Source organism: Mannheimia glucosida, from assembly GCF_046267875.1.
Lineage (GTDB): Bacteria > Pseudomonadota > Gammaproteobacteria > Enterobacterales > Pasteurellaceae > Mannheimia > Mannheimia glucosida.
This window is the reverse complement of the sequence record NZ_CP176502.1, coordinates 857,214-884,045: the sequence shown is the minus strand read 5'-3', so window position 1 is coordinate 884,045 and position 26,832 is coordinate 857,214. Positions and strand designations below refer to the sequence as shown.

The 26,832-nt window shown below is 40.6% G+C and carries 25 protein-coding genes; 6 read left to right on the top strand and 19 right to left on the bottom strand.

Features of this window, described 5'->3' with window-relative positions:
- Window positions 1-147: 147 nt before the first annotated feature.
- The 3 genes from ileS to ribF all read right to left on the bottom strand — a co-directional run bounded on the left by ileS (window position 148) and on the right by ribF (window position 4,327).
- Window positions 148-2,964, bottom strand: coding sequence for an isoleucine--tRNA ligase (ileS, locus tag ACJ7Z2_RS04405; protein WP_409500908.1), 2,817 nt, complete (start codon window positions 2,962-2,964; stop codon window positions 148-150).
- A gap of 84 nt (window positions 2,965-3,048) precedes the next feature.
- Window positions 3,049-3,351 carry a hypothetical protein gene (locus tag ACJ7Z2_RS04400; protein WP_126301682.1) on the bottom strand — a complete coding sequence of 101 codons (303 nt, stop codon included), beginning with the start codon at window positions 3,349-3,351 and terminating at the stop codon, window positions 3,049-3,051.
- A gap of 13 nt (window positions 3,352-3,364) precedes the next feature.
- Window positions 3,365-4,327, bottom strand: a complete 963-nt coding sequence (ribF, locus tag ACJ7Z2_RS04395; RefSeq protein WP_409500907.1) for a bifunctional riboflavin kinase/FAD synthetase — start codon at window positions 4,325-4,327, stop codon at window positions 3,365-3,367.
- A gap of 223 nt (window positions 4,328-4,550) precedes the next feature.
- Here ribF and nadR point away from each other — a divergent pair, with 223 nt between their 5' ends.
- The 4 genes from nadR to ACJ7Z2_RS04375 all read left to right on the top strand — a co-directional run bounded on the left by nadR (window position 4,551) and on the right by ACJ7Z2_RS04375 (window position 7,928).
- On the top strand, window positions 4,551-5,825 hold the full coding sequence (gene nadR / locus ACJ7Z2_RS04390; protein ID WP_154703856.1) for a multifunctional transcriptional regulator/nicotinamide-nucleotide adenylyltransferase/ribosylnicotinamide kinase NadR: 1,275 nt from the start codon (window positions 4,551-4,553) through the stop codon (window positions 5,823-5,825).
- A gap of 17 nt (window positions 5,826-5,842) precedes the next feature.
- A complete protein-coding gene (locus tag ACJ7Z2_RS04385; RefSeq protein WP_126301679.1) occupies window positions 5,843-6,535 on the top strand; it encodes a metallophosphoesterase in 693 nt (230 codons plus the stop codon).
- Window positions 6,536-6,667: 132 nt separating this feature from the next.
- On the top strand, window positions 6,668-7,390 hold the full coding sequence (gene arcA / locus ACJ7Z2_RS04380; protein WP_126301678.1) for a two-component system response regulator ArcA: 723 nt from the start codon (window positions 6,668-6,670) through the stop codon (window positions 7,388-7,390).
- The gene (locus ACJ7Z2_RS04375) at window positions 7,371-7,928 is read left to right on the top strand and encodes a porin family protein (RefSeq protein ID WP_015484438.1); all 558 of its coding nucleotides are present in this window, start codon (window positions 7,371-7,373) and stop codon (window positions 7,926-7,928) included. The genes arcA and ACJ7Z2_RS04375 overlap by 20 nt, the downstream gene beginning before the upstream one ends.
- Before the next feature lie 77 nt (window positions 7,929-8,005).
- On the opposite strand, the gene serA is transcribed toward ACJ7Z2_RS04375, so the two are convergent.
- The 9 genes from serA to tsaA form a co-directional block, all read right to left on the bottom strand.
- Window positions 8,006-9,235, bottom strand: a complete 1,230-nt coding sequence (serA, locus tag ACJ7Z2_RS04370) for a phosphoglycerate dehydrogenase (RefSeq protein WP_409500906.1) — start codon at window positions 9,233-9,235, stop codon at window positions 8,006-8,008.
- A gap of 36 nt (window positions 9,236-9,271) precedes the next feature.
- The gene (rpiA, locus tag ACJ7Z2_RS04365) at window positions 9,272-9,931 is read right to left on the bottom strand and encodes a ribose-5-phosphate isomerase RpiA (protein WP_409500905.1); all 660 of its coding nucleotides are present in this window, start codon (window positions 9,929-9,931) and stop codon (window positions 9,272-9,274) included.
- A gap of 136 nt (window positions 9,932-10,067) precedes the next feature.
- Window positions 10,068-11,402, bottom strand: a complete 1,335-nt coding sequence (gene glmM, locus ACJ7Z2_RS04360) for a phosphoglucosamine mutase (protein WP_409500904.1) — start codon at window positions 11,400-11,402, stop codon at window positions 10,068-10,070.
- A 25-nt stretch (window positions 11,403-11,427) separates the two neighbouring features.
- Window positions 11,428-12,957 (bottom strand): threonine ammonia-lyase, biosynthetic, encoded by a 1,530-nt coding sequence (gene ilvA / locus ACJ7Z2_RS04355; protein ID WP_409500903.1) that lies wholly within the window; start codon window positions 12,955-12,957, stop codon window positions 11,428-11,430.
- A gap of 263 nt (window positions 12,958-13,220) precedes the next feature.
- Window positions 13,221-13,811, bottom strand: a complete 591-nt coding sequence (gene slyD, locus ACJ7Z2_RS04350) for a peptidylprolyl isomerase (protein ID WP_409500902.1) — start codon at window positions 13,809-13,811, stop codon at window positions 13,221-13,223.
- A gap of 102 nt (window positions 13,812-13,913) precedes the next feature.
- Window positions 13,914-14,054: a hypothetical protein gene (locus ACJ7Z2_RS04345; protein ID WP_006252292.1), complete on the bottom strand. Its 141-nt coding sequence runs from the start codon at window positions 14,052-14,054 to the stop codon at window positions 13,914-13,916.
- Window positions 14,055-14,125: 71 nt separating this feature from the next.
- Window positions 14,126-14,812, bottom strand: coding sequence for an aquaporin Z (aqpZ, locus tag ACJ7Z2_RS04340; protein ID WP_126301671.1), 687 nt, complete (start codon window positions 14,810-14,812; stop codon window positions 14,126-14,128).
- A gap of 186 nt (window positions 14,813-14,998) precedes the next feature.
- Window positions 14,999-15,718 carry an SIMPL domain-containing protein gene (locus ACJ7Z2_RS04335; RefSeq protein ID WP_409500901.1) on the bottom strand — a complete coding sequence of 240 codons (720 nt, stop codon included), beginning with the start codon at window positions 15,716-15,718 and terminating at the stop codon, window positions 14,999-15,001.
- Window positions 15,719-15,775: 57 nt separating this feature from the next.
- Window positions 15,776-16,513, bottom strand: coding sequence for a tRNA (N6-threonylcarbamoyladenosine(37)-N6)-methyltransferase TrmO (tsaA, locus tag ACJ7Z2_RS04330; protein ID WP_409500900.1), 738 nt, complete (start codon window positions 16,511-16,513; stop codon window positions 15,776-15,778).
- 179 nt (window positions 16,514-16,692) lie between these two features.
- Here tsaA and ACJ7Z2_RS04325 point away from each other — a divergent pair, with 179 nt between their 5' ends.
- On the top strand, window positions 16,693-17,601 hold the full coding sequence (locus tag ACJ7Z2_RS04325) for a 1,4-dihydroxy-2-naphthoate polyprenyltransferase (protein ID WP_409500899.1): 909 nt from the start codon (window positions 16,693-16,695) through the stop codon (window positions 17,599-17,601).
- Window positions 17,602-17,652: 51 nt separating this feature from the next.
- On the opposite strand, the gene ACJ7Z2_RS04320 is transcribed toward ACJ7Z2_RS04325, so the two are convergent.
- The 5 genes from ACJ7Z2_RS04320 to ACJ7Z2_RS04300 all read right to left on the bottom strand — a co-directional run bounded on the left by ACJ7Z2_RS04320 (window position 17,653) and on the right by ACJ7Z2_RS04300 (window position 23,745).
- Entirely contained in the window at window positions 17,653-18,636 is a 984-nt protein-coding gene (locus ACJ7Z2_RS04320) for a DUF3298 domain-containing protein (protein ID WP_409500898.1), read from the bottom strand.
- Window positions 18,637-18,729: 93 nt separating this feature from the next.
- Complete coding sequence (gene rpoD / locus ACJ7Z2_RS04315; RefSeq protein WP_154703844.1) at window positions 18,730-20,601, bottom strand: RNA polymerase sigma factor RpoD; 1,872 nt, start codon at window positions 20,599-20,601, stop codon at window positions 18,730-18,732.
- Between the two features lie 282 nt (window positions 20,602-20,883).
- Entirely contained in the window at window positions 20,884-22,632 is a 1,749-nt protein-coding gene (gene dnaG / locus ACJ7Z2_RS04310; protein ID WP_409500897.1) for a DNA primase, read from the bottom strand.
- A 153-nt stretch (window positions 22,633-22,785) separates the two neighbouring features.
- Complete coding sequence (rpsU, locus tag ACJ7Z2_RS04305; RefSeq protein WP_006252283.1) at window positions 22,786-23,001, bottom strand: 30S ribosomal protein S21; 216 nt, start codon at window positions 22,999-23,001, stop codon at window positions 22,786-22,788.
- 147 nt (window positions 23,002-23,148) lie between these two features.
- Window positions 23,149-23,745 (bottom strand): Uma2 family endonuclease, encoded by a 597-nt coding sequence (locus ACJ7Z2_RS04300; protein WP_409500896.1) that lies wholly within the window; start codon window positions 23,743-23,745, stop codon window positions 23,149-23,151.
- A gap of 141 nt (window positions 23,746-23,886) precedes the next feature.
- Between ACJ7Z2_RS04300 and ACJ7Z2_RS04295 the strand changes: the two genes are divergently transcribed.
- Window positions 23,887-25,143, top strand: coding sequence for an O-antigen ligase family protein (locus tag ACJ7Z2_RS04295; protein WP_409500895.1), 1,257 nt, complete (start codon window positions 23,887-23,889; stop codon window positions 25,141-25,143).
- Window positions 25,144-25,244: 101 nt separating this feature from the next.
- On the opposite strand, the gene rfbB is transcribed toward ACJ7Z2_RS04295, so the two are convergent.
- Window positions 25,245-26,252, bottom strand: a complete 1,008-nt coding sequence (rfbB, locus tag ACJ7Z2_RS04290) for a dTDP-glucose 4,6-dehydratase (protein ID WP_409500894.1) — start codon at window positions 26,250-26,252, stop codon at window positions 25,245-25,247.
- Window positions 26,249-26,830 (bottom strand): GTP pyrophosphokinase, encoded by a 582-nt coding sequence (locus ACJ7Z2_RS04285; RefSeq protein WP_006249516.1) that lies wholly within the window; start codon window positions 26,828-26,830, stop codon window positions 26,249-26,251. Before ACJ7Z2_RS04285 ends, rfbB begins: the two co-directional genes overlap by 4 nt.
- Window positions 26,831-26,832: the final 2 nt, after the last annotated feature.

Below are 26,832 nucleotides of genomic sequence, written 5' to 3'. Positions count from 1 at the left end.
AGAAAAGCGATTATTTTCATCATTTACATCAATACAAGCGGTTATTTTTCCGAAAATTTTTGCAAATTTTAGGTTGAGTGTCTATCTATCGCTGGAAAAGCTAAGGCAGAGTTTCCTCTGCCTTAGAAAGATGAATTGAATTACATTTTAAGCAAATAAGCGTTTTTCGCCTTCGCCCGCTACGTTTTCCACACAACGTCCGCAAACTTCTTCGTGGCCTGCGTGGGTGCCGATATCGGTAGCATAATGCCAGCAACGAGGGCATTTCTCGCCATCTGCATTTTCTACTTTCACCGCGAGTCCGGCTAATTCGCCCTCTGCAATATCAGCTTCCGCCAGTGGTTTGACAATCGCTTGTGAGGTAATCAGCACAAAGCGTAATTCATTGCCAAGTTGTTCTAATAACGGGCGAATTTCATCATTGGCGAATACTGTTACTTTTGCTTCTAAGCCAGCACCAATTACTTTGTCTTTACGGGCTTGTTCCAGCACACGGTTGACTTCCGCACGCACTTTTAAGATTTGTTGCCAGTAGGCATCATCTAATTTGTCTTGCTCGGTTAAGCCGAATAATCCGGTGTAGAATTCTTCGGTAAAGACAAATTCACTTCTGCCTTCCACCTGCGGTAGGTAGCCCCAAATTTCATCCGCTGTGAAAGATAAAATCGGTGCAATCCAACGTACTAACGCCTCTGCAATATGCCATAATGCTGTTTGGCAGCTACGGCGGGCAAGGCTGTCGGCTTTGGTGGTGTATTGGCGGTCTTTGATAATATCTAAGTAGAAAGACCCCATTTCAATCGAACAGAAACGCATTAAACGTTGTACCACCGTGTGGAATTGGTAGTTATCATAGGCTTCTTTGATGTCGTTTTGAGCCTCTAACGCACAAGCCACCGCCCAGCGGTCTAAGGCGATCATCTCTTGTGGTTGAACTAAATCACGTTTTGGATCGAAACCGTTCAAGTTCGCCAATAAGAAACGGGCAGTGTTACGGATACGGCGGTATGATTCCCCGGCACTATTTAAAATATTATGCGAAACGGTAATTTCACCGGTGTAATCGGTGGAAGCAACCCATAAGCGTAAAATATCCGCACCGTTTTTGTTCCACACTTCGCTTGGCACAATTACGTTGCCAAGCGATTTGGACATTTTTCTGCCTTTCTCATCTACGGTAAAACCGTGAGTTAGCACTTGTTTGTATGGTGCTTTGCCGTTAGTAGCAGTGGAAAGCATTAAAGATGACATAAACCAACCACGATGTTGGTCTGAGCCTTCTAAATACATATCCGCTGAATTGCCGTTAAATTCAGGGCGTTGTTCTACAACAGAGGCATAGGTTGATCCTGAATCAAACCATACATCTAAGGTATCCGGCACTTTGCGGTAATCTTTGGCTTCTTCACCGAGCAATTCTGCAGGATCTAAATCCCACCACGCTTGAATGCCTTTTTCTTCTACACGTTTCGCTACTTCTTCAATTAATTCTAAAGTGCGAGGGTGTAATTCTTCGGTTTCATTATGCACAAACATCGCCATTGGCACGCCCCAAGTACGTTGGCGTGAAATACACCAGTCTGGGCGATTTGCCACCATCGTATCAATACGAGCTTCACCCCAGCTTGGGATCCAACGCACCGATTTGATTTCTCCTAGTGCTTGCTGGCGTAAGCCTTGGGTTTCCATTCCGATAAACCATTGTGGGGTAGCACGGAAGATAATCGGGGTTTTGTGTCTCCAACAGTGCGGATAACTATGCTTGATGCGGGATAATTTTAATAATGCTCCCACTTCTTGTAATTTTTCGACTACTTTGTCGTTGGATTCAAACACACCTAAGCCGGCAAAGAACGGGGTGTCTGCTTTGAATTTACCGTCATTAGAAATTAACCCTGCCATTTCAATGTTATATTTGCGAGCGACCACGAAGTCGTCCGCACCGTGATCCGGTGCAGTATGCACTAAACCTGTACCACCGTCAGTGGTAACGTGGTCGCCAAAAATAAATGGCACGCTGTAATCATAGAATGGGTGGTTAAAGCGTAATAATTCTAAGTTCTCGCCTTTGGTGGTTGCTAAAATCTCAGCAGATTCAACGCCTGCTGCTTTTGCAACATCTTCGACTAAATCGACCGCTAGTAACACACGCTCATCACCTAATTGGACTAAGGCATAGTCTAATTCAGGGTTAATTGCAATCGCACGGTTAGACGGAATAGTCCAAGGTGTGGTTGTCCAAATTACCGCAGATAATGCCCCGTTACCTTTACCCTGTGCGTTGAATTTTTCTTCTACCGCATTCACATCAACGGCGTTAAAACGCACATAAATAGACGGAGAAACTTTATCCTCATATTCTACTTCAGCTTCTGCAAGTGATGAGCCACAATCCAAACACCAGTGAACCGGTTTTGAACCTTTGTATAAATGACCGTTTGCAATCACTTTGCCGAGCGTGCGGATAATATTCGCCTCAGTGTTAAAATTCATTGTTAGGTATGGGTTATCCCAATCACCTAAAATACCCATACGGATAAAATCGGCTTTCTGACCTTCTACTTGTTCTTTCGCATAGTCACGGCACGCTTGGCGAAACTCAGCAGCCGAAATTTTCTCATTTGGTTTACCAACAATGCCTTCTACTTTCAGCTCAATCGGCAAACCGTGACAGTCCCAGCCCGGCACATAAGGGGTATCGAAACCTAATGCGGTTTTCGATTTCAAAATCATATCTTTTAAAATTTTATTCACTGCGTGACCTAAGTGAATATTACCGTTAGCATACGGAGGACCATCATGCAAAATAAAGGTTTTCTTGCCTTTCGAGGCAGTACGAATTTTTTGGTATAAATTTTTGTCATACCAATTTTTTAACATATCGGGTTCACGTTTCGCGAGATCACCACGCATAGGAAAGCCTGTTTCAGGCAAGTTTAGGGTGTTTTTGTAGTCCACTGTCATTTTTTATTCCAACATATTTTAATATTACAAAATTATTGTAGGGAGGAATAGCAATTCGCCCTACGACATATTTATTGCCTATTACTACTCTTTATATTCGACAAGTTTTATCTTAAGCGGAGACATCAGCGAATAAATCCATAAGCCAAATAAACTTAATAGCCACACCAATAAAGTAAAGTTTAGGCTAACGCCTACACCTAATAAAATACCGTAACATAGTCCTTCGAAGCCAGTTACAATATTTCCATCTATCGTCACTGTGGTATATCCGAAAAAAGATAAAATGCCACAAATTAATCCAAATAAAAACAGGGGAATAAATAACCCGATAAAATAAATTTTGAGTAGTGTTAATTTGCTGATTTTCTTAACGAAAATTTCCATTCTCATTCTCTTCTTATTTTACAAATTCCTTAAAAAATTCCACCGCTTGTAAGCGATCTTTTTCAATCTGGGCTTTTAATGTTTCAAAGTCGGGGAATTTTATTTCATTGCGTAATTTTTTTAAAAAGACGACCTCAATTGCCTCACCATAAATAGAGGCGTTGAAATCAAAAATATGCACCTCTAATAATGGCTTAGTACCGTTAATGGTCGGGCGGTTGCCGACATTGGCGATTCCGTTAAAACTGCCCTGTTTGGTCTTCACTTTTACCGCAAATACCCCTTGAATCGGCGTAACCAAACGATTGAGCATAATATTTGCGGTAGGAAAACCAATGGTTCTGCCGAGTTTATTACCGTGTGCAACTCGACCGAGAATTGAATACGGCTTACCAAGTAATTTTTCAGCTAACTCTAACTCATTGTTTTGTAAGGCTTCTCGTACCAGCGAGCTGCTAATGCGTGCTTCATTTAAACTATGCGTATGGCTTTCCTCCACCGCAAAGCGATATTTTAAGCCAGCATTGCGTAAAGTTTCAAAATTACCTGCCCGTTTTGCCCCGAAGCGAAAATCATCGCCTACACTTAAATAGCGTACTTTCAGTCTTTTAGCGAGCAAATCGCTGATGAAATCGTCTGCCGAAATTTGAGCAAATTTTTCACTAAAACGCACGCATAGCACAAAATCCACACCGGCTTCTTCCAAATATTTTAGCTTATCTCGCAGGCGCATTAAGCGGGCGGGCGGGTTACAAGCGGTTGAATTTCCACTTTTTTTTGCAAAAAACTCTCGAGGTTGTGGCTCAAATAACATCACAACTGAGGGCAATCCTAAATCTAAAGCTCTATCACAAAGACGAGCCAAAATATTTTGATGCCCAAGATGCACACCATCGAAATTCCCGATAGAGAGAACACAGCCTTGATTTAAAGCGATGTGTTTGTCTAAATTGTGGAAACCTCGAATAAGTTGCATAAAAGATAAACCATTTTATAAGTGAAAATTGCTGTGATTATAACGAGAAATCTACAAAAAAGGAAAAAAATTCAATCTGTTATATTTTTTTAGTGCTGAAAGTGGTCATGTAGCTAATTATTAAAGCAAAGATATGCTATAAAACTGCTATTTATACAATAAAAATATATTCAAATGCTACATTTTACTATATGATAATCATCAAAAAATCGAGGGAATCATTATGACAGATTTTGCTTATCTTCAACAAAAGCGCAAACAGCTTAAACTCAAAGTGAATGATATTTGTGAACAAGCTGGGGTAACCCGAGCTTATTTTAATCAGTTAGTAAGCGGAAAAATCAAAAATCCAAGCGCCAATAAGCTTAAAGCCTTGCATTCCGTTTTAGATATCGTAGAAGATAGCAACCAGCGTTCCGGGGTTATTTTTGGCAAATTCTATCCTATTCACACAGGTCATATTAATATGATCTATGAAGCATTTAGTAAAGTAGATGTTTTACATGTTATTGTTTGTACCGATTCTGAACGGGATTTACGTCTTTTCCAGGAAAGTAAAATGAAACGAATGCCGACAAATGAAGATCGGCTACGCTGGGTACAGCAAATTTTTAAATACCAACAAAAACAGATCTTTATTCACCATTTAGTTGAAGACGGTATTCCGAGCTATCCAAATGGCTGGGAAGATTGGTCTGGTCGTGTTAAAGCGCTATTTGAAGAAAAAAGCATTAATCCTACTATTGTTTTTAGTAGTGAAATTCAAGATAAAGAACCTTATGAAAAATATTTGAATCTAGAAGTTCAACTTGTCGATCCTACTCGTGAATCCTTTAATATTTCAGCAACACAAATTCGTAATAATCCTTTTCAATACTGGCGCTTTATTCCGAAAGAAGTTCGTCCTTTCTTTGTTAAAACTATTGCGATTTTAGGTGGTGAAAGCAGTGGTAAATCAGTGTTGGTGAGCAAATTAGCGAATGTATTTAACACTACCTCTGCTTGGGAATATGGGCGCGAGTTTGTGTTTGAGCAACTTGGAGGCAATGAACAAGCAATGCAATATTCCGACTATCCGCAAATGGTACTTGGACATCAACGCTACGTTGATTATGCCATGAAACATGCTCATAAAGTGGCTATTATTGATACCGATTACATCACAACTCAAGCGTTCTGTATTCAGTATGAAGGGAAGGCTCACCCGTTTCTGGATTCAATGATCCGCGAATATCCTTTTGATGTGACGATTTTACTTTCTAACAATACAAAATGGGTAGCCGATGGTTTACGCAGTTTAGGATCGAAAAAACAGCGTCAACAGTTTCAACACTTACTGAAAAAACTACTGGAAAAACACCATATTCCTTATATTGAAATTGAATCGCCAAGTTATTTGGATCGCTACAATCAAGCCAAAGAGGTGGTAGAAGCTATTTTAAATGAAGAACCAATCCCATTACAGTTTAAGCAATATAATATTCACGAATTTGAATAACTGCCACAGGAAATAACATGATACTTTTTGCAGGCGATCCACACGGTAGCTACGAGCATCTTTATCCGATTCTACAACAGCAGACGGAGGAGGTAGCTTTAGTTATTCTAGGCGATCTTCAATTGACTACTCCTGATGAATTAGATCGGCTTTCGCAGTATTGTGATATTTGGTTTATTCATGGTAACCATGACAGTAAAACCGTTGCTGCCTTTGATGCTATTTGGAATAGTAGCTGGAAAGAGCGCAATATTCACGGTAAAGTAGTTGACATTCAAGGAATAAAAATTGCAGGTATTGGAGGGGTCTTCCGAGGTCATATTTGGATGCCGCCCAATCGTCCAATGTTTTTTGATCCCATCCATTTTTGCCAATACTCTGCTCCGGAAAAAATTTGGCGTGGTGGTATTCCATTAAGGCACCGCTCTTCGATCTTCCCTTCTGATTTTGAGGCGTTGGAAAATGAAAAAGCCGATATTTTAATTACGCACGAAGCACCAAAGCCACACCCTCAAGGCTTCTCTGTAATCAACCAGCTAGCAAGAAAATTAGGGGCGAGCAAAATTTTCCATGGCCACCACCATGATAATTTTAATTATGGCAATCTAAATGCCAGCAGAGAATGTGCTATTTATAATATCGGCTTTCGTAGCCTAGCGGATATTAATGGAAATTATCTAATTTTAGGTGTTGATGATCGAGAGAAATAGCCAAAAATTTGATTGAATTAAACAAATTGTCATTTTACCCTTCCCATTCATAAATTTATAAGTAAAATGCGAGAAATTTGTAACATAAACGTTATTAAACAGAATTTATAAATTAAATCAGAGGTTTAAAAGATGAAGATCCCACAAATCTTAATTGTTGAGGATGAGTTAGTAACAAGGAATATGCTGAAAAGCATTTTTGAAGGAGAAGGATATCAGGTATTTCAAGCATCTAACGGCGAGGAAATGCACTCTGTTCTGAGTACAAATGAAATCAATCTTGTGCTAATGGACATTAACTTACCGGGAAAAAATGGATTAATTCTCGCCCGAGAAATTCGAGAGAATATGAAGCTACCATTAATGTTTTTAACCGGCCGCGACAATGAAATTGATAAGATCCTCGGTTTAGAAATAGGTGCAGATGACTATATCACTAAACCATTTAATCCTCGAGAATTGACTATCCGAGCGAGAAATTTATTGCAACGAACCATGATAGATAAAGAAAACGGCGTTGTAAAAGAGCAATCTGAAATTGAAAGCTATCGCTTTAACGGTTGGATCTTAGACATTAACAGTCATAGTTTAATCTCACCAGAAGGTGAGGTAAATAAATTACCACGTAGTGAATTTAGGGCTTTATTACATTTTTGCCAACATCCTGGAAAAATTCAAACACGTGAAGATTTATTGAAAAAAATGACCGGGCGGGAACTAAAACCTCATGATAGAACCGTTGATGTTACTATTCGCCGTATTCGTAAACATTTTGAAGACCACCCCAATACCCCAGAAATTATTGTCACCATTCACGGTGAAGGTTACCGTTTCTGTGGTAACATCGAATCTTAATCAAGATAGGAGTAATTTTATGAAAAAATTAACTATTGTCGCATTAACTTGTTTATTTTCTACTCATCTATTAGCCGCTCCTGTCGGAAATACATTTACTGGCATCGGCGTCGGTGTAGATGTGACTACAACAAAATATAAAGTTGAAGGAGTAAAAGGCAAAGATTCCACAGGTCCGGCATTAGTGGTCGATTATGGTATTGAGCAAGGCAATAACTTTGTAGGCGTTGTACAAGGAAAAGCAAAAGTAGGTAGTACAAAAGTATTTAGCGATGTAAAACAAAAAAATAAATATACTATAGCTTATCAACAAGGTTATCGTGTTGGATCCGATTTATTACCTTATGTAAAAGTAGATGCCAGCTCAAGCAAAATCGGTAATGAAACCTATCGTGGCTTTGGTTTCGGTGCTGGTGCAAAATATGCAGTTTCAAGCGATGTTGAATTAGGTGCAGAATACACTCGCGATAATTTAAAACGTAGCGGCACAAAATTAAAAGGTAACGCTTTCACCGCGAATGCAACTTATCGTTTCTAATCTTAGCGGTAAAGTTTTCTGAAAAAATAACCGCTTGTAACACAAAAGAGCCTGAAGTGATTCAGGCTCTTTGCCTTTTAATATAATACTCGGGCTCGAATCGTGCCTTCGATCGCTTTTAAACGTTGTAATGCTTCATCAACATTGTCGCTCTCTACATCAATTACAACATAGCCGATAGCTGCATCGGTTTGTAAATATTGAGCGGCAATATTCACATTCGATTCCACGAAAATTTGGTTGATTTGATTTAACATACCCGGGCGGTTTTCGTGAATATGCAATAAACGTTTGGTTTGGTTGTGAATTGGTAGCGACACTTCAGGGAAATTGACCGCAGTCACCGTAGAGCCATTATCCGAATATTTAACAAATTTATTTGCCACTTCGGTGCCGATATTCGCCTGTGCTTCAGAGGTTGAACCGCCGATATGTGGTGTTAAAATCACATTATCAAACTTACACAATGGCGATACGAACGGGTCATTAATCGATGCCGGCTCTTCCGGGAACACATCAATTGCGGCTCCACGCAATGAACCGTCTTCAAGTCGGGTGGCTAATGCGTCTAAATCGACCACTGTACCACGAGCGGCATTAATTAGCACCGAGCCTTTTTTCAACTGTGCGATACGCTCGGCACTCATTAAATTTTTGGTGGAATCCATTTCAGGCACGTGGAGCGAAACCATATCGCAGGTTGAAAGCAAGTGCTCCAACGTTGGTACTTGTTGAGCATTCCCTAATGGCAACTTATTTTCTACATCATAGAAATAAACCTGCATACCAATAGCTTCCGCCAGTACGCTTAATTGCGAGCCGATGTGACCATAGCCGACAATCCCTAATTTTTTGCCACGCACTTCGTTAGAACCTGCTGCCGATTTATTCCAAATGCCACGATGCACTTCCGCATTGGCAGTCGGTACTTGACGCATTAATAAAATCATCTCCGCCAGCACTAATTCTGCCACCGAACGGGTATTTGAGAACGGGGCATTGAACACCGGAATGCCTCGTCTTTTTGCAGCTTGAAGATCGACTTGGTTAGTGCCGATACAGAAACAGCCTATCGCAATTAATTTTGGAGCTTGAGCCAGCACCTCTTCGGTTAAAAAAGTACGAGAACGAATACCAATAAAATGAGCATCTTTAATCGCCTCAATTAACTCTTGACCGTCTAACGCTTTCTTATGTACTTCAATATTGGTATAACCTGCTGCCTGTAATACATCAATGGCATTTTGATGCACACCCTCTAGCAGAAGGAATTTAATCTTGGATTTATCCAAAGAAATTTTAGCCATTTTTTGCTCCTAAGTATTTGTATTTGCAATAATAAATTATTCTAAAATAACTGCACCTTCAGGTGTGCCGACAATGGTTACATTGGCAAAACGTTGTGCAAAAATACCGTTAGTCACTACGCCTGCAATATTATTAATGGTATGTTCCATTTTCAACGGCTCCATAATTTTAAAGTTATGCACATCTAAAATCACATTGCCGTTATCAGTGACCACCCCTTCACGGTATTCCGGCGAACCGCCTAATGCCACAAGCTGACGAGCAACATAAGAACGAGCCATTGGGATCACCTCCACCGGCAGCGGGAAAGTTGAACCCAGCACATCAACTTGTTTTGAACTATCTACAATGCAGATAAATTTTTTCGCTAATGAACTAACAATTTTCTCACGAGTGAGTGCTGCACCACCACCTTTAATCATCGCCCCTTGTGGCGTGATTTCATCGGCTCCGTCAATATACACATCTAATTCGGTTACTTCATTGGCACTAAACACTTCAATGCCGATATCACGCAAACGCTGTTCTGAGGCTTTAGAGGCGGCGACTGCACCTTTAATCTCATCTTTCATTGAAGCAAGGGCATCAATAAAACAGTTCACGGTTGAACCGCTCCCCACCCCAACAATAGTGTCCGGTTTTACAAATTTTAATGCCGCTTGTGCCGCAATTTTTTTCATTTCTTGTTGATCCATTTTTACCTCCACTTGTGGGGCAAATCATCATTTGCCCACTTCGGTAAGGCGAAAAATATTTCGCCATCTATTCTACACATATATGCAACAAGCGGTCATATTTTGCAAATTTTTTACAAAATCTAACCGCTTGTCATTAGTTACGTTTTACTGCTTCGACAATCTCTTCCGCACAGCTTTGAGCAAGAGCGGCATCTTCGCATTCTACCATCACTCGAATTAATGGCTCGGTGCCTGATTTACGCAATAAAATACGTCCTTTGCCTGCCAAGCGTTTTTCCACCTCAGCCGCTACCGCTTTCACTTCATCGCTTTCAAGCGGATTTGCCGCCCCTTTCTCAAAGCGAACATTCAGCAGAACTTGAGGGAACAGTGGCACCGCTTTTGCCAAATCATTCAGGCTTAATTTGTGGCTTGCCATTGCTGCTAATACTTGCAGTGAGGCAATAATGCCGTCACCGGTGGTGTTTTTATCTAACACGATAATATGTCCGGAGTTTTCACCACCCAATTTCCAGCCTTTTTCTTTAAGCTGCTCTAGCACATAGCGGTCACCCACATTAGCACGGGAGAACGGAATGGCTAGCTCTTTTAACGCTAATTCCAAGCTCATATTACTCATTAATGTACCGACTACACCACCTTGTAATTTGCCTGAACGTAAAGCTTCACGGGCTAAAATAAACAGGATTTGGTCGCCATCAACTTTATTGCCTAAGTGATCAACCATAATTAAGCGGTCGCCATCGCCATCATAGGCTAAGCCAACATCTGCTCCTGCTTCCAGCACTACTTTTTGTAACGCTTTAATATCGGTTGCACCGCACTTTTCGTTGATGTTTAAACCGTCCGGCTTAGTCCCAATTTCAAGTACTTCTGCCCCTAATTCACGCATCACATTCGGTGCAATATGGTAGGTTGCACCGTTAGCACAATCGACTACAATTTTATACCCTTCCAGGCTTAATTCAGACGGAAAAGTGCCTTTGCAAAACTCGATATAACGTCCTGCGGCATCGTTAATACGGCTGGCACGTCCTAAGTTTGCTGAATCGACACAATCCATTGGCTGATCAAGCATTGCCTCAATCGCTTCTTCCACTTCATCAGGCAATTTTTCACCTACTGAAGAGAAGAATTTAATACCATTATCGTAATAAGGGTTATGAGAGGCTGAAATCACAATGCCCGCTTCTGCTCGGAAAGTACGGGTTAAATAAGCAATCGCCGGCGTTGGCATCGGGCCAACAAACACCGCATTCAAACCAGCTGCGGTTAAACCTGCTTCCAGTGCCGATTCCAACATATAGCCGGAAATACGGGTATCTTTACCGATTAATACTTTCTTCGTACCTTGGGTTGCCAACACTTTACCTGCTGCCCAACCAAGTTTTAATGCAAATTCAGGTGTAATTGGAAATTTACCTACTTCACCACGCACACCATCTGTGCCGAAATATTTACGAGCCATTTTGATTCCTAATATGAATAAAAATTTACTTTAAAAAATATTGATATGCCGGGCTTTCACTCACATTTTGGAAACGGTAGCCTAGCTGTTCTAAATGTTGGTTTAATTCTACTTCATCGCCCTGATTCAATGCAAATGCGGCAAGAATATCGCCATAATCGGCTCCGTGAGCTCGGTAGTGGAATAACGAGATATCCCAGTTAGTGAGCATTTGCAAGAATTTCAGCAATGCCCCTTTCTGCTCCGGAAATTCAAAGCTATAGAGTTGCTCATATTGAATGGAACTTGCTCTGCCCCCAACCATATAACGAATATGAGTTTTGGCAATATCATCGTCGGATAAATCCGCCACATCATAGCCGTTTTGTTGCAGATCTTTAATAATTTCTGATTTTTCTGCCGAACCTGAAATTCGCACCCCCACAAAAATGCAGGCTTGTTTATCATCGGAATGGCGATAGTTAAATTCCGTCACCGCACGGTTGCCTAAAATCTCACAGAATTTTAAGAAACTGCCTTTCTGTTCAGCAATGGTAACTGCCAATAAAGCTTCTCGTTTCTCCCCGATTTCACAACGTTCTGACACAAAACGCAAGGTGTGGAAATTCACATTCGCCCCGGAAAGAATGCAAGCCAAATTTTTATCTTGTAATTGATGCTCTTTCACATATTTTTTCAAACCGGCAAGGGAAGCTGCCCCAGACGGCTCAGAAATCGCACGCACATTTTCAAAAATCAACTTCATCGAGGCACAGATTTCATCATTATCCACCAACACCACATCATCAACATATTGCTGACATAGGCGGAAAGTTTCATCGCCAATGCGTTTTACCGCAATACCATCGGCAAAAAGACCAACTCGTTCTAAATCGGTTGGTTGCCCTTGCTTTAAGGCGTGGTATAAGCAAGCAGAATCTTTAGACTCGACCCCGATTACTTTAATATTCGGCATCACCTGCTTAATTAAAACCGCGATGCCGGCAATTAAGCCGCCGCCACCCACCGGAATAAATACATAATCTAAATCCGGCTTTTGTTGTACCAGCTCTAAACCGATTGTACCTTGCCCTGCAATCACCGCCGGGCTGTCAAACGGGTGAATGAACGTCATACCCAGTTCGCTGGAAAGCTCAATCGCTTTCGCCTTAGCTTCATCAAAATTCGCCCCATAAAGCAACACTTCGCCACCATAGCCACGCACCGCATCAACCTTAATTGCCGGCGTGTTTTGCGGCATTACAATCAAGGCTCTTAAACCCAAGTGCTTGGCAGAAAGGGCTACTCCCTGTGCGTGGTTGCCTGCTGAGGCTGCAATGACTCCAGCCTCTTTTTGTGCTTTGGATAAATTTGAGATCATCGCAAAAGCACCTCGCAATTTAAAGCTGTGAACCGGCTGTCGGTCTTCACGTTTGATAAAAATCGCATTGCCTAACCGCTCAGACAGTTTTTCCATTTTCTGCAAAGGCGTTACTTGTGCTAGGTCATAAATATTTGAGCTTAAAATCGAGCGTAAATAGTCGATAGCGGATTGGGAATGTTGTGTTTCGTTCATCTTTTTGAAAGGTTATTTATTTTTAGATTGTGATAAAGACATTGGTAAATTTTTAATAAAATTTAACCGCTTGTTTGGCTATTTGGCAATGGCTTTAACAGGGAATACTTCCTCTCGCCCGTTTGCGGGAGAGAGACAGCTTAAAATTTCGTTCAGAAATTTTAAGCAGAGAGAGGGAAAACTTTCGATATCCCCCTCTCCCTCCGCAAATCTTTGATTTGCTCCACCCTCTCCCGCAAACGGGGAGATGGGAAATCACAAAATTAGTGATGACCACCGCAACCACAGCCACCGTGTCCGTGATGATGGTGATGTTCGTGGTCATGACCGCCGCAGCAACCATCGTGATCGTGATGATCGTGTCCACTACAACCGCAGCCGTGTTCGTGACCACCATGAACGTGTCCATGTGCGATTTCTTCCGCTGTCGCTTCACGAATGCCAACCACTTCCACAGAGAAAAGTAATTCCTGACCAGCTAACATATGGTTACCGTCCACCACAACTTCATCGCCATCTACTTCGGTAATTACCACAGGTAGCGGGCCTAAATCGGTGTCTGCAATAAAACGCATACCCACTTCTAATTCATCAACGCCCATAAATACATCTTTCGGTACACGTTGAACCATATTGTCGTTGTACTCGCCGTAACCTTCTTCCGGTTTCACACGCACTTCAAACACATCGCCTACAGCTTTGCCTTCAAGGGCTTTTTCTAAGCCTTCTACTAAGTTGTTGTGACCGTGTAAATATTCTAATGGTTGATTTACCGGTGCTTCATCTACTAATACACCCTCTTGAGTACGCACTTGATACGCAATGCTTGGCACTAAATCTTTTGTAATGTTCATATTGAATCCTTTAATTCATCGGTTTTATAAAATAGCAAGCCATTGTAACGCTTTATTTTATATTTGCAATCTGTCTGGAAATTTTAACCGCTTGTAAGTGATTTAGTCGATAATATCAGGGGTTACGGTGTCTACCACATCAACTGCGGTTCCCACCACTCCACCAACCACCGAAGTTACCAAACAACCACTTAGGAAAATAGTTGCTGAAATCAGCCCACATACTTTGATTAATTTTTTCATTTTAAAATCCTTTCAAAAACAAAAAGCAGCCCTAATCAAGACTAGAGCTGCATCATATTTATTCGCTTAAATTATTTTTCTTCCGCGATAAAGCGATATACTACTGCACCGATAATTGCACCGACAATCGGAGCAACCCAGAACAACCATAATTGTTCAATTGCCCAGCTACCTTGGAATAACGCCACACCGGTCGAACGAGCAGGGTTTACAGAGGTATTGGTTACCGGAATGCTGATTAAGTGGATTAAGGTTAATCCTAAACCGATAGCAATCGGTGCAAAACCTGCCGGTGCACGTTTATCAGTTGCACCCATAATGATAATTAAGAAGAATGCCGTTAATACTACTTCAATTAATAATGCTGCGGTTAAGCTATAGCCGTGCGGTGAGTGTTCACCATAGCCGTTGCTGGCAAAGCCTGCTGTGGCATCAAAAGTCGGAATACCTGAAGCAATGGTGTATAACACTGCACCGGCAGCAATCGCACCGATTACTTGGGCAATGATATAAGGCACTAAATCTTTAGCGTTAAAACGACCGCCGACTAATAAACCGATTGAAACCGCCGGGTTGAAGTGACCACCTGAAATATGACCGACTGCATACGCCATTGTTAATACGGTTAAACCGAACGCTAATGAAACGCCTGCATAACCAATGCCTAATTCGGGAATGCCTGCCGCTAAAACTGCACTGCCGCAACCACCAAACACTAACCAAAATGTACCGAAAAACTCAGCAAAATATTTTTTCATTTTTTATCCTTACCCTAAAGGGTGAATCACACATAAGTGTATTAACTTTCCGAATGCTATAAAACATAGCCAATAAAATATGAGTATACTAAAAAAGTAAAGACGCATATTTCTTAATTGATAGTATAGATCGATTTTTTCCTCCAATTAAAGTAAAAATACAACTCTATACAAATCTATACATTTCTATTCAAATTCCACACTTCCTGAAGCGGTAGCTGAAATTGTGGTTTTACCTGCTTCTAACGGGATTTCATCCATAGATTTGCTTTGTGCCATTGATGAAACTGCATACATTGCTCTGTTTTCATAATATGGTCTACCACCATCATTTGGAGTTTGAATATTGATATTAACTAGCTTATATGTTTTCGCCCCTAAGGCTTTTTGAATCACATCAGCTTTATGTTGAAATTTACTGATAATTTCCAGCGTCATTTCATCTTCAAGGGACGCCATTTTCTCTGGCGATACACTAAAATCAATGTAACGAATCGCCACATCTTTGCCTAAATTTTCCAACACTGCCGCCATTGCATCAAAATCTTTGCTTTTCAACTGAATGCTACCAGAGGTATCCCAACCATCAATATTCCCTTTGTTGTTATAATTAACGTGATTAGCCACACCTTCAGCTTGTACTTCAATCGATGGATGTTTTTTTGCCTCAGCCAATACACGATTCAGGTTTTCAGATACAAATTTTTTCAGTTCCGGCAAGGATTTACCTGATTTTTGGCTATACACACTTGCCTGCATCACGTCCTTTTCCACCGTGCGAGAGACTTCGGTTGAGAAATTAAAAGAAGCCGGTTTATCTTTATGTTCCACGGTATGAGTTTCCGCTGAAGTTACCGTTGTTGCCACTGCAAGCGGTAGAATTGTCAGAAAATTTTTCAATTTCATAATCAGTCCTTAAAAGGGTTAAAAATCACTTCTTAGATCCTACTTGGTTGGGAAAGTTCATTCAATCGAAAGCACAATCGCCTGTACATCATTTTCAATTTGCCAGCGGATATTGTAACCGGCAAGGTTCATACCATAAACTCGCTCGCTAGGTTTCCCTTGTTGATACGCCGGGCGAGGGTCTTGGGCGATGACATCGGCAATAAAAGTAAGCGGCTGCTCGATGTCAAATTTTGCAAAATGTCGGCAAAATTCGACCGATTGTTTTGCCTCCTCGCTAAAACGCACCGCTAATCTTGCCTGTGGTTTTTGCTGGGCGAAGCCGGAAACCGCTTGTGGCTCACTATCTGCAAATGCAATGTAAGGCTTGATGTCAAAAATCGGCGTGCCATTAACTAAATCCACGCTGCCTAATTTCAAATAAACTTCACTCCCCTCCGCCACCACCGCTTCTAACTTCACTTTCGATAAACCAAGCGGATTTGGGCGATGGGTGGCACGGCTGGCAAAGACCCCAACCCGCTCGTTACCGCCCAAGCGAGGCGGTCTGACGGTGGCGTGCCACTCTCTTTCGGGAATGTGATGGAATTGGAAAATCAACCAAATATGGCTAAATTGCTCCAAGCCTCTGACTGCATCGGGGGTATTGTAAGGCGGAATTAAACGTAGAATGCCTTTCCCCTCCGCTACCAAATTCGGTTGGCGAGGCACGGAAAATTTTTCATCATAGGGGCTTTCCACAAAGCCGATAGGGTTTAATTGAATCGAGGTTAATTGATTTGAGGTAGAGTTCATTGCACTTTTTTCTGTTAAAATAATCTAAAATATTGGACATAATGATATGAAATTGAGGATGGTGCAAGCGTCCACGCTTGTACCAATTCGTTTTACCATTTACACAAGCTGTGGATGCTTGCACTATCGCTTAAATCCTTAACATCATTGTAAATGAAATTACGCTAAGATTATTCTCTATGAACAAAAATTCTCTCTTTTCGATTTGGTTTACCACCGCTCGCCCGAAAACCTTACCGCTGGCGTTAGCTTCAATTATTGTGGGTTCAGCTCTTGCTCATTGGGCAGGGAAATTTGATATTATTACCACTTTACTCGCGTTTATCACCACCATTTTGTTGCAGATCCTGTCTAACTTTGCCAATGATTACGGCGACCACGTTAAAGGCTCTGACACCAAAGAGCGAATTGGTCCGCTGCGGGCAATTCAGCACGGTGCCATTAGCGGTGAACAACTTAAGAAAGCCGTGATTATCTTAAGTCTGCTCTCATTTGTTTCCGGTGTTGCATTAAGTGCCTATGCTTATGAAACAGTGCAGGATCTGTTTTTCTTTATCGGGCTTGGCATCGTCTCAATTATTGCCGCCATTACTTACACGGTCGGCAAAAAAGCCTACGGCTATTTGGGGCTAGGCGATCTGTTTGTGCTGATTTTCTTTGGCTTTGTGGCAGTGATTGGCGTGTTTTACTTGCAGGCTCATAGCGTACCTATAATGATTCTGCTGCCAGCTTTCGGCTGTGGATTGCTGTCTGTGGCAGTGTTAAATATCAATAACTTGCGAGACATTAACCAAGACCGACAAGCCGGTAAAAATACACTTATTGTGAGAATCGGCAGCCAAAACGGGCGAAAATATCACGTTGCATTGTTAGTGCTAGCGGTCATTTCTTATTTGATTTTTGCGATGTCTGAATTTGAACACTGGTATAGTTTCATCTTCTTGCTGGCTGTACCGTTGCTGGCAAAACACGCTCGTTTTGTTTATCAGCACCGAGATCCAAAAGAACTTTACCCGATTTTAGGGCAAATGGCAGGGTTGGCATTAATCACTAACTTATTGTTTAGTTTAGGGATTGTGTTGGGTTAATTGCAAAATTTAGGCAAAAAATAACCGCTTGTATCAACAAGCGGTTTGCTACTACTCTTCCCGTTTAAAGAAACCATCTTTCTCGCCACGTTGGTAATCTTTGTTAAATAGCTCATTTACTAAATACCAAGGCAAATTCACCTCTACATCACCTTCGGCATAAGGGCCTAACTCATAAGGCGGATAAACAAACACAACGCCATATGCTCCGAAATAGAACTCTGGCGAAATACGGAACTCTTTTTTATCCGCAAATCCGTTATATTTGCCATTTTCATCTACACGGAACATTGCATAACTTTCCCAAAGAGCATCTTTTAGCTTAGCTTGATTTTGCTTACTCACTAAATCATCTAATCGAATAACAGATTTCTTATTTAAATCTACATTAATGTACTGAGTATAGTGCAAGCCGTGAGCACCACCACTATAGCTATAAGGCTGCACGCTAAAGGTTACAATGTTGTTGCGTTGTCCGATAAAATCGCTATGAATACTTTCTTCATAACCGATAACAGGCTCTTCTTTCGCACTAACAACCAACGATTGATAAACTTCTTCACGATATTTTTTCAAATCATCTTCCGTTGGGTTTTGCAATTTTCGCCCAGCCTCTTCATTAGGATCGTAAATAGTTTTAAGTAAAAGCTGATTGAGCCACTCCACATTGGTTTTTGGAATGCTTACGAAAGATTCAATGCGGCTTTCTTCAGGCATATACTCTTCTTTTTTCTCATTGTTATATTCAATTACTTCTTTCTTATCGAAGATTTTTACAATCTCAACTTGCAATGCCACATTTTTTTGGGCTTTTTCAAGTTCTGCTTTTAGTTTTTCGTTCTCAGCTTTAACGTTAGAAAGCTCAGTAAGCTCAATATCTTTCTTCTCTAATGTATCTTTTGTGCTTTTTAACTCATTACCCAACTGAACAATTTGTTTTTCTGCTTCAAGTACTGTTTGTGTCATTTTACCATCTTCACAGCCACTCATCACAAAGACCGAGCTAATTAAAAGTGCTAATAATGATTTCTTCATATCTCCCTCTTTTGTAAAAAACGCGGTAAATATCACCGCTTGTGATACAGATTAAAACAAAATCCCCTATACCATCAGGCATAGGGGAAATCATTAGTCGTCTAAGAAACTGCGTAAGGTTTCCGAACGGCTTGGGTGGCGAAGTTTACGCAGTGCTTTCGCCTCAATTTGGCGGATACGTTCACGAGTTACGTCAAATTGTTTACCTACTTCTTCGAGTGTGTGGTCTGTGTTCATATCAATACCAAAACGCATACGTAACACTTTAGCTTCCCGTGGGGTTAAACCCTCTAACACTTCATTCGTTGCCATACGCAGGCTTTCTGCAGTAGCGGAATCCAATGGCAATTCAAGGCTTTCGTCTTGAATAAAATCACCTAAATGTGAATCGTCATCGTCACCGATTGGTGTTTCCATTGAAATCGGCTCTTTGGCAATTTTCAATACTTTGCGGATTTTATCTTCCGGCATTCCCATACGTTCTGCCAGTTCTTCCGGCGTTGCCTCACGCCCCATTTCTTGTAAACATTGGCGTGAAATACGGTTGAGTTTGTTGATAGTTTCAATCATATGCACCGGAATACGAATTGTACGGGCTTGGTCAGCAATCGAACGGGTAATCGCTTGACGAATCCACCAAGTTGCATAAGTCGAGAATTTATAACCACGGCGGTATTCAAATTTATCCACCGCTTTCATTAAGCCGATGTTTCCTTCTTGGATTAAATCTAAGAACTGCAAGCCACGGTTAGTGTATTTTTTCGCAATCGAAATCACCAAACGCAAGTTTGCTTCCACCATCTCTTTTTTCGCACGGCGAGCTTTTAATTCACCATTGGAAATACGCCCACCAATTTCACGGATTTGGGCGATAGTTAAGCCTGAGGTTTGCTCCAAATTCTGTAAGTTAGCAATATTCACTCGAATATTATCGACATAATTGGCAAGTTTTGGTGCTGCATTTTTCTTTGCATTAATCGCTTTTTCGATCCATGCTTCGCTTAATTCGTGCCCTTGGAATGCTTTTAAGAAGTCCGCTTTTTTCATGCCGGCATATTCCACTGCATAGCGTTGAATTTGACGTTCTTCAGTGCGAACCTGTTTCATCAGTTTTTGCATAGAAGCAACCAATAAGTCAAATTGCTTCGGCACCAAACGGAATTCACGGAAAATATGAGATAAAATTTCAATTTGCTCTTTCGATTTTTTACTGGTTCGCCCGTGTTTTTGAATGACCAATAACACTTTTTCGTGTTGGCTGCGTAGGGCTTCAAATTTTTCACGGGCAAGTTCCGGGTCAATTGAGCTGTCATCACTGCTGTCTGAGCTGCTATCACCGTCTTCATCTTCGTTTTCGTCATCTACATCAGGCACATCAGAAGATTCTTCATCTTCACCTAAAGCAGCCTCAATATCCTCTAACGGTGCTTCTTCTAAAATATTAGGATCGACAAATGCTGTCACTAAATCAGAAAGGCGCATTTCACCGGTTTCAACTTGAGCATAGCAGGCTAACAGGCCACTTAAGGCTTCCGGATATTCCGCAATCGCACATTGAACTTCGTTAATCCCTTCTTCAATGCGTTTAGCGATATCAATCTCACCTTCACGGGTTAAAAGCTCAACTGTCCCCATCTCACGCATATACATACGCACAGGGTCGGTTGTTCTACCCAACTCTGATTCTACGGTTGAAAGCACTTTGGTGGCTTCTTCTACCACATCTTCATCGGCGATATTTTCAGCGAGTAGTAAATCATCTGCATCAGGTGCAGTTTCTAATACTTGGATCCCCATATCGTTGATCATCTGAATAATATCTTCGATCTGCTCCGCATCCACCAACTCTTCCGGTAAGTGGTCGTGCACCTCAGAAAGCGTTAAATAGCCCTGCTCACGCCCTTGGCTGATCAGAAGTTCTAATTGAGATTGCTGTTCTAATTGTTGATCTGCTTGGTTTTCCATAGTCTATCCGTTTATTATGCGAGCAAAAATAGTATTGGATTATATCACTAAATTTGGTTCGACTTCATAAATTCACAAAAAAATTCTATTTTTCTAATTTACGCATCGCTTTGATGCTTATGAGAGCAGAGAGGTTTGCCAATAAAAAGAGGTGCAGTAAGAGAGATAAATAACTTTCTTTTTATTTTTAGATAGAATTAATTATTTTCTTCGTTCATCACTTCTGCCAAATCTCCCCTAACCCCTCTTTGCTAAAGAGGGGAATTATTCGAGCTTAAAATTCTACTGAAACATCAAAATAGCATACTCTTTTTTCTCATCATCGGTTAAGCCCACCGTTCGGTCTTTGGCAATTAGCTCTTCTTTGCGTAATTCCACTAATTTGGCGTAGAGAAAATCGAGAGTGTCAATAAATGTTCGTTCGATATTTTCGGGTAACTCTAAATGATCCCAATTTGCGAGGGCTTCAACAATCTTATATTGGGGATCTTCCCGATAATGTTCAAGTAGCCCACCCATACTGATACCTGCATTTTGCTGACAAGTTGCGACAATATCGGTTAATAATGTAAAGCCAGGATCTTTCAAGGAGGCTAAAGCACTTACATCGGGTACGAATTTCACCAAATACGGATTTTGAATCAATAACGCAATCAACAGCCGCATTGGCGTACGTTTCATTTTGACTGCTTGATGTAAAGGCTTATCCGGCACTTTTTTCGTTGGGAGCAATGCTTCTATCTGCGTTGGGTCTAAAATCCCCAATTTTTGCCCTAGAATATTGCGTAAATACACCCTCAGCATTTCGCCCGGAATACGGTTAATTAATGGTACAGCTAAAGCAGCGAGCTTTGATTTTCCCTCTTTTGAAGAGAGATCCACATCAGCCAACAAACTGTCAAAGAGGAAATCACTTAACGGCTTGGCATTCTGTGCCACATATTGCTCAAATCCAGCTTTACCTTGAGAACGAACAAAGGTGTCTGGGTCTTCTCCATCAGGCAAGAAAATAAATTTCAGTTGGCGACCGTCTTGCAAATAAGGCAACGCATTTTCTAATGCACGCCATGCAGCATCTCGGCCGGCTCTATCGCCATCATAACAACAGACAATTTGCTCGGTGCAACGAAACATTTGCTGAATTTGTTCACCAGTGGTTGCCGTGCCTAAAGAAGCAACTGCGTTATCCACCCCAAATTGAGCAAGGGCAACCACGTCCATATATCCTTCCACCACGAATAGATAATCCGGCGTTTCATTGACTTTCAGTGCTTGATACAAGCCATATAACTCACTGCCTTTATGATAAATCACCGTTTCGGGCGAGTTCATATATTTCGCCCCTTGCTCATCATTCGGCAGCACTCGCCCACCAAAGGCAATCACTCGTCCACGCTTATCCCGAATCGGGAACATTACCCGATTGCGAAATTTATCGTAAATTCGACCGCTATCATTTTTGGTCAAAACACCCGTATCGAGCAATTTTTGTGTTTCTTCAGACGATTGCCCAAAAGTGCGTAGGGCGGCATCAAAGGCATTCGGAGCAAAACCGATTTCAAAGCGTTCGATAATCTCAGGCGACAAACCTCTTTGCTGTAAATAGCTTTGTGGCTCAATTTGGTGCGATAAATTCTGTTGATAGAACTTCGCCACTGCCTCCATCAATTCATAAAGATTACGCTTAGTTTTAAAATTAGCTTGAGGCTTGCCGTCACGTTGAATCACATTCTCTCTCGGCACTTCCAGCCCGTGCATTGCCGCCAGTTCTTCAATCGCTTCCGGAAATTCGAGCTTGTCGTAATCCATCAAAAAGGTGATAACATTACCGTGTACGCCACAGCCGAAACAGTGGTAAAACTGCTTGGATTGGCTCACAGAGAAAGAAGGTGTTTTTTCGTGATGAAAAGGGCAACAGGCTTGATAATCACGTCCTGCTTTTTTGAGCTTAACCCGACTGTTGATGACCTCAACAATATCGGTACGAGCGATAAGATCATCAATAAACGAACGTGGAATTGTGCCTTTCATTGATTTCCTCCTGCTCTTTGAATGATACAAGCGGATTAATTTTGCAAATTTTTTGCAAAAAACGACCGCTTGATATAGAAACGTTAAAAACACCAAAACCGTGAGCCTAACGGAATCACGGTTTCGATATATTTTGCTAACCAGCCTAACTAATTAGTATAAACGTGTGTTACGTGCGTTCTCACGGAAGTTACGTTTAGCGTGACGTTTAGCAAGTGATGCTTTTTCACGTTTACGAATTGTGGTTGGTTTTTCGTAGAATTCACGAGCACGAACTTCAGCTAAGATACCCGCTTTTTCGCAAGAGCGTTTGAAACGACGTAATGCTACGTCAAATGATTCATTTTCACGAACTTTAATTACTGGCATATGCCATCACCTCAGAAAAATATGATTAAATTAAACCGCACACAATTTTGGCGGCATAGAACAAAAAAGGTAGTGCATTCTACCTTAAGCACTTACATAAGTAAAGTAGTATTGTGGCATAAAACCGCCGCATTATGTTGCATCTTTCTACAGTTCGAATAATTTCTCGGTCGAAAAACTTAATGCAGGAAAGACCACAGATGTTGCCTGCTCATCTTCTGCCACCGGCTGAATACCGATATATTTACCGTTTTCCAACACAAAAATCTGAATAGTGCGGGTTTCGGGAGAAACAATCCAATACTCTTTCACCCCTTGTTCCTGGTAAAGCTCGTATTTATCTTTCATCTCCCTTTTGGTATTACCCGGAGAAAGGATTTCCACCACTAAATCCGGTGCCCCTACACAGCCTCTTTCATCTAACTTACTGACATCACAAATTACACAAAGATCAGGCTGCACTACAGTTTTGACTTTTCCGTTTTCATCGGGAAACCGAACGTCAAAAGGCGCAGAATAAATCTGGCATTGGTGATTGTCAAAAACCTCTAAAAATTTTGCTGTCATCTTCATAGAAATTCGCTGATGAAAACGAGTTGGTGCCGGAGACATTGCCACAATCTTCCCTTTAATAATCTCTACCCGTTCTTTAAATTTCCATAGCAAATAATCCGCGTAAGTATAACTTCCGTTTGGATCTAATTGGCTTAAACTGGTAACTTCATTCATAGGTAATAAGCTCATATCTCCTCCTTTATCAAACATATAAAGATATTATGCCGAATAATCCCTCAAATTCAAAAAAACTTTCGCAAAAAAGAGATAGATAACCTTTATACCCTTAGTATAAAATGACAGCAATTTTCATTGTTTTAGGATATGTCGATGCACCTTAACTTCAAAAAAATAGACAACTCACATATTGCTCTTTTCTATAATGTACTAGTCGCCACATTTTTTGTCACTGTTTTAACCTTTAAGAAAGGTTATAGTTATGTGCCAATGGCATTAGGTATTATCGCTACACTTAGTTTCTTATTTTATCGTTTCAAATTAAAACAAAAGTGGTTACTTGATAAAGAGGATAAATTTTTTATTTTCTCGCTTATTGGCTATTTTCTAACGTTTGCAATGTCTGCTATTTTTAATGGCGATGGCATTCGTGAAATTGATAATCCTATCCGGATTTTATTGCTTATCCCTTTAATCATCCTCTTTAGACTTTACCCGATTAAAAAAGAAACTGTATTGCACTTTATACCGATTGGAGCGTTGGTAGCTGGTTGTATAGCAATATATCAGAGGTTTATATTAAATCTTAAATTTCCTTTCCCTGAAATAATGCGTATTCAATCGGGGAACATAGCAATATTATTATCACTATTTAGTATAGCAATTGCCTTTTATTGGCTTTCAAAAAAAAGAATTAAAACTGGCATTGCCTACCTGGTTTTTGCCATGTTTGGGTTATTTGCCAGTATTCTAACAGGAGCAAGAGGCGGCTGGCTTGCATTCCCATTTGCTTTCTTATTTATCCTATTTTTAAATTTAAGACAGCTAAATAAGAAAGCTATTTTCCTGATTCTATTAGCACTTATATCTTCACTCTCATTTTTTATCTCCAAACCAGAATTTGGCATACAAAAACGATATAATGCAGCTAAGAATGATATTATCGTATTTTTAGAAAAAGGAAATAGACATTCATCTCTGGGAGCTCGTTTTGATATGTGGGAAAATGCGCTTATCGGAATCCGTGAAAAACCGCTATTAGGACACGGTAGCACAGGCTATGAAACATTCAAAAAGAAACAGATTGAAACAAAACAAATGGCAAAAACAACGCTTAGGTTTAATAGCTTACACAACCAATACCTAGAAGCCTTTGTGAAAAGAGGTGTAGTTGGTTTTATGGCGCTAATGGCTATTTTAATTATTCCATTTGTTATTTTTGCCAAACGATTAAAGGCAAAAAATAGAGAGGTAAAATGTATGGCGATATTAGGCATTGTACATATTATTTCGCATTCATTCTTTTTCCTAAGCCAATCATTTTTAGCCCATAATTCAGGCTCATTATTCTATTTCTTTGTGTTAATTTTACTCTACCATTTAGTCAAACAGAACGAAGAGATAATATGATAAAACAATAGAAGAAAGTTGGGAATATAACCGAGGTGGTAACTTCATCTTCTACCACAGGATAAATGTCGGGATATTTCCTCTTTTTCTGCTTCTTACTACTAATTCCGATTTGCCAAATACCATTCCACTGTTTTACGCAAGCCACTTTCAAAAGTTTCTTTCGGTTTCCAGCCGAGTTCCTTTTCGATTTTTGAAGTATCAATTGCATAGCGGAAATCGTGGCCAGGGCGATCTTGCACATAAGTAATTAAATCAGCATATTGTCCTACAACAAGCGGGTTATTTGGCACCATTTCTTGCAAAATAGAACAGATAGAACGAACCACTTCGATATTGGTTTTTTCATTATGCCCGCCAATATTGTAGGTTTCTCCGATTTGCCCTTTTTGCAACACCAAATAGAGGGCACGAATATGATCTTCCACAAACAGCCAATCTCTGACCTGCAAGCCGTTGCCGTAAACAGGTAGGGATTTACCTTCTAAGGCATTTAAAATCATTAACGGAATCAGTTTTTCGGGATATTGGTATGCTCCATAATTATTGGAACAGTTGGTGATGACAGTCGGTAAACCGTAGGTGCGATGCCAAGCCCGAGCCAGATGATCGCTGGCAGCTTTAGATGCCGAATAGGGGCTACTTGGATTATAAGGGGTTTTCTCGGTAAATAATTCCTCGCTTTTGGCTAAATCACCATAGACCTCGTCGGTCGAGATATGTAGAAAGCGAAACGCCGATTTCCTTGGCTCAGGCAATGTGTCCCAATAGGCTCTCGCTGCCTCTAATAAAGTATAAGTGCCGACAATATTGGTTTGAATAAAATCTGCTGCCCCAGAAATAGAGCGATCAACATGGCTTTCCGCTGCTAAGTGCATTACCACATCAGGCTGATATTTGCCAAAAATCTCAGAAATTTGACCGCTTGCACAAATATCTGCTTTTTCAAAATGGTAGCGTTCGTGATGTGCGATACTCTCCAATGAGGCTAAATTTCCCGCATAGGTGAGCTTATCCACATTGATAACTGTGTGTGGAGTATGTTCAATCAGATAGCGAACTAATGCAGATCCGATAAAACCGGCTCCGCCAGTGATGAGGATGATCATAAAGGTGAATATGAAATTTGATTCACGAAATTTCGTTTGTATTTAATATGGCTTTGAATATTCTTTTCAGCGTCTTTTTTATCCCAAATTTGCAATTCCCAAGGATAATAAAAGTTACTTGAATTCTTAAAATAAATATGAATACCCACATATTCATCTTTATCTCTCAAATACCAATTTTTTAGTCCATATTTTTCTTGCCAATAATCTAATGACTCCATTACTTGCTGAATCACTTCACTAGAAACAATAATACGAGCTCCAAAAATATCGTTGAGAATGCTATTTACTGGATAACCTTCACTACGCTGTTTAAAACGCTCGATTTTATCTAAAATCGATTCTGAGGTTTTTACTCGGTAAAAATAAGAAATTCCCTCTAAATCTGCACGATATAAATAATCATTAATAGATTCGTGTAAATTAAGACGATAAGCTAAAATATGTGGCGTAGGCACTTTGGCAAAAGTATGCTTAAGATTCACTTTTTCAATCTTACCTGTTTCAAAGTAGTCTTTCGAAAAAGCTAAGTGCAACTTGTTGATTTCATCAATAAGTTTTTCTATTTTCTCAAGCATGC

What these genes read in the sequence shown, in the direction of transcription:
- ileS (WP_409500908.1), bottom strand. Translation starts at nt 2,964, where the DNA reads ATGACAGTGGACTACAAAAACACCCTAAACTTGCCTGAAACAGGCTTT.
- ACJ7Z2_RS04400 (WP_126301682.1), bottom strand. Translation starts at nt 3,351, where the DNA reads ATGGAAATTTTCGTTAAGAAAATCAGCAAATTAACACTACTCAAAATT.
- ribF (WP_409500907.1), bottom strand. Translation starts at nt 4,327, where the DNA reads ATGCAACTTATTCGAGGTTTCCACAATTTAGACAAACACATCGCTTTA.
- nadR (WP_154703856.1), top strand. Translation starts at nt 4,551, where the DNA reads ATGACAGATTTTGCTTATCTTCAACAAAAGCGCAAACAGCTTAAACTC.
- ACJ7Z2_RS04385 (WP_126301679.1), top strand. Translation starts at nt 5,843, where the DNA reads ATGATACTTTTTGCAGGCGATCCACACGGTAGCTACGAGCATCTTTAT.
- arcA (WP_126301678.1), top strand. Translation starts at nt 6,668, where the DNA reads ATGAAGATCCCACAAATCTTAATTGTTGAGGATGAGTTAGTAACAAGG.
- serA (WP_409500906.1), bottom strand. Translation starts at nt 9,235, where the DNA reads ATGGCTAAAATTTCTTTGGATAAATCCAAGATTAAATTCCTTCTGCTA.
- rpiA (WP_409500905.1), bottom strand. Translation starts at nt 9,931, where the DNA reads ATGGATCAACAAGAAATGAAAAAAATTGCGGCACAAGCGGCATTAAAA.
- glmM (WP_409500904.1), bottom strand. Translation starts at nt 11,402, where the DNA reads ATGGCTCGTAAATATTTCGGCACAGATGGTGTGCGTGGTGAAGTAGGT.
- ilvA (WP_409500903.1), bottom strand. Translation starts at nt 12,957, where the DNA reads ATGAACGAAACACAACATTCCCAATCCGCTATCGACTATTTACGCTCG.
- slyD (WP_409500902.1), bottom strand. Translation starts at nt 13,811, where the DNA reads ATGAACATTACAAAAGATTTAGTGCCAAGCATTGCGTATCAAGTGCGT.
- ACJ7Z2_RS04345 (WP_006252292.1), bottom strand. Translation starts at nt 14,054, where the DNA reads ATGAAAAAATTAATCAAAGTATGTGGGCTGATTTCAGCAACTATTTTC.
- aqpZ (WP_126301671.1), bottom strand. Translation starts at nt 14,812, where the DNA reads ATGAAAAAATATTTTGCTGAGTTTTTCGGTACATTTTGGTTAGTGTTT.
- ACJ7Z2_RS04335 (WP_409500901.1), bottom strand. Translation starts at nt 15,718, where the DNA reads ATGAAATTGAAAAATTTTCTGACAATTCTACCGCTTGCAGTGGCAACA.
- tsaA (WP_409500900.1), bottom strand. Translation starts at nt 16,513, where the DNA reads ATGAACTCTACCTCAAATCAATTAACCTCGATTCAATTAAACCCTATC.
- ACJ7Z2_RS04325 (WP_409500899.1), top strand. Translation starts at nt 16,693, where the DNA reads ATGAACAAAAATTCTCTCTTTTCGATTTGGTTTACCACCGCTCGCCCG.
- ACJ7Z2_RS04320 (WP_409500898.1), bottom strand. Translation starts at nt 18,636, where the DNA reads ATGAAGAAATCATTATTAGCACTTTTAATTAGCTCGGTCTTTGTGATG.
- rpoD (WP_154703844.1), bottom strand. Translation starts at nt 20,601, where the DNA reads ATGGAAAACCAAGCAGATCAACAATTAGAACAGCAATCTCAATTAGAA.
- dnaG (WP_409500897.1), bottom strand. Translation starts at nt 22,632, where the DNA reads ATGAAAGGCACAATTCCACGTTCGTTTATTGATGATCTTATCGCTCGT.
- rpsU (WP_006252283.1), bottom strand. Translation starts at nt 23,001, where the DNA reads ATGCCAGTAATTAAAGTTCGTGAAAATGAATCATTTGACGTAGCATTA.
- ACJ7Z2_RS04300 (WP_409500896.1), bottom strand. Translation starts at nt 23,745, where the DNA reads ATGAGCTTATTACCTATGAATGAAGTTACCAGTTTAAGCCAATTAGAT.
- ACJ7Z2_RS04295 (WP_409500895.1), top strand. Translation starts at nt 23,887, where the DNA reads ATGCACCTTAACTTCAAAAAAATAGACAACTCACATATTGCTCTTTTC.
- rfbB (WP_409500894.1), bottom strand. Translation starts at nt 26,252, where the DNA reads ATGATCATCCTCATCACTGGCGGAGCCGGTTTTATCGGATCTGCATTA.
- ACJ7Z2_RS04285 (WP_006249516.1), bottom strand. Translation starts at nt 26,830, where the DNA reads ATGCTTGAGAAAATAGAAAAACTTATTGATGAAATCAACAAGTTGCAC.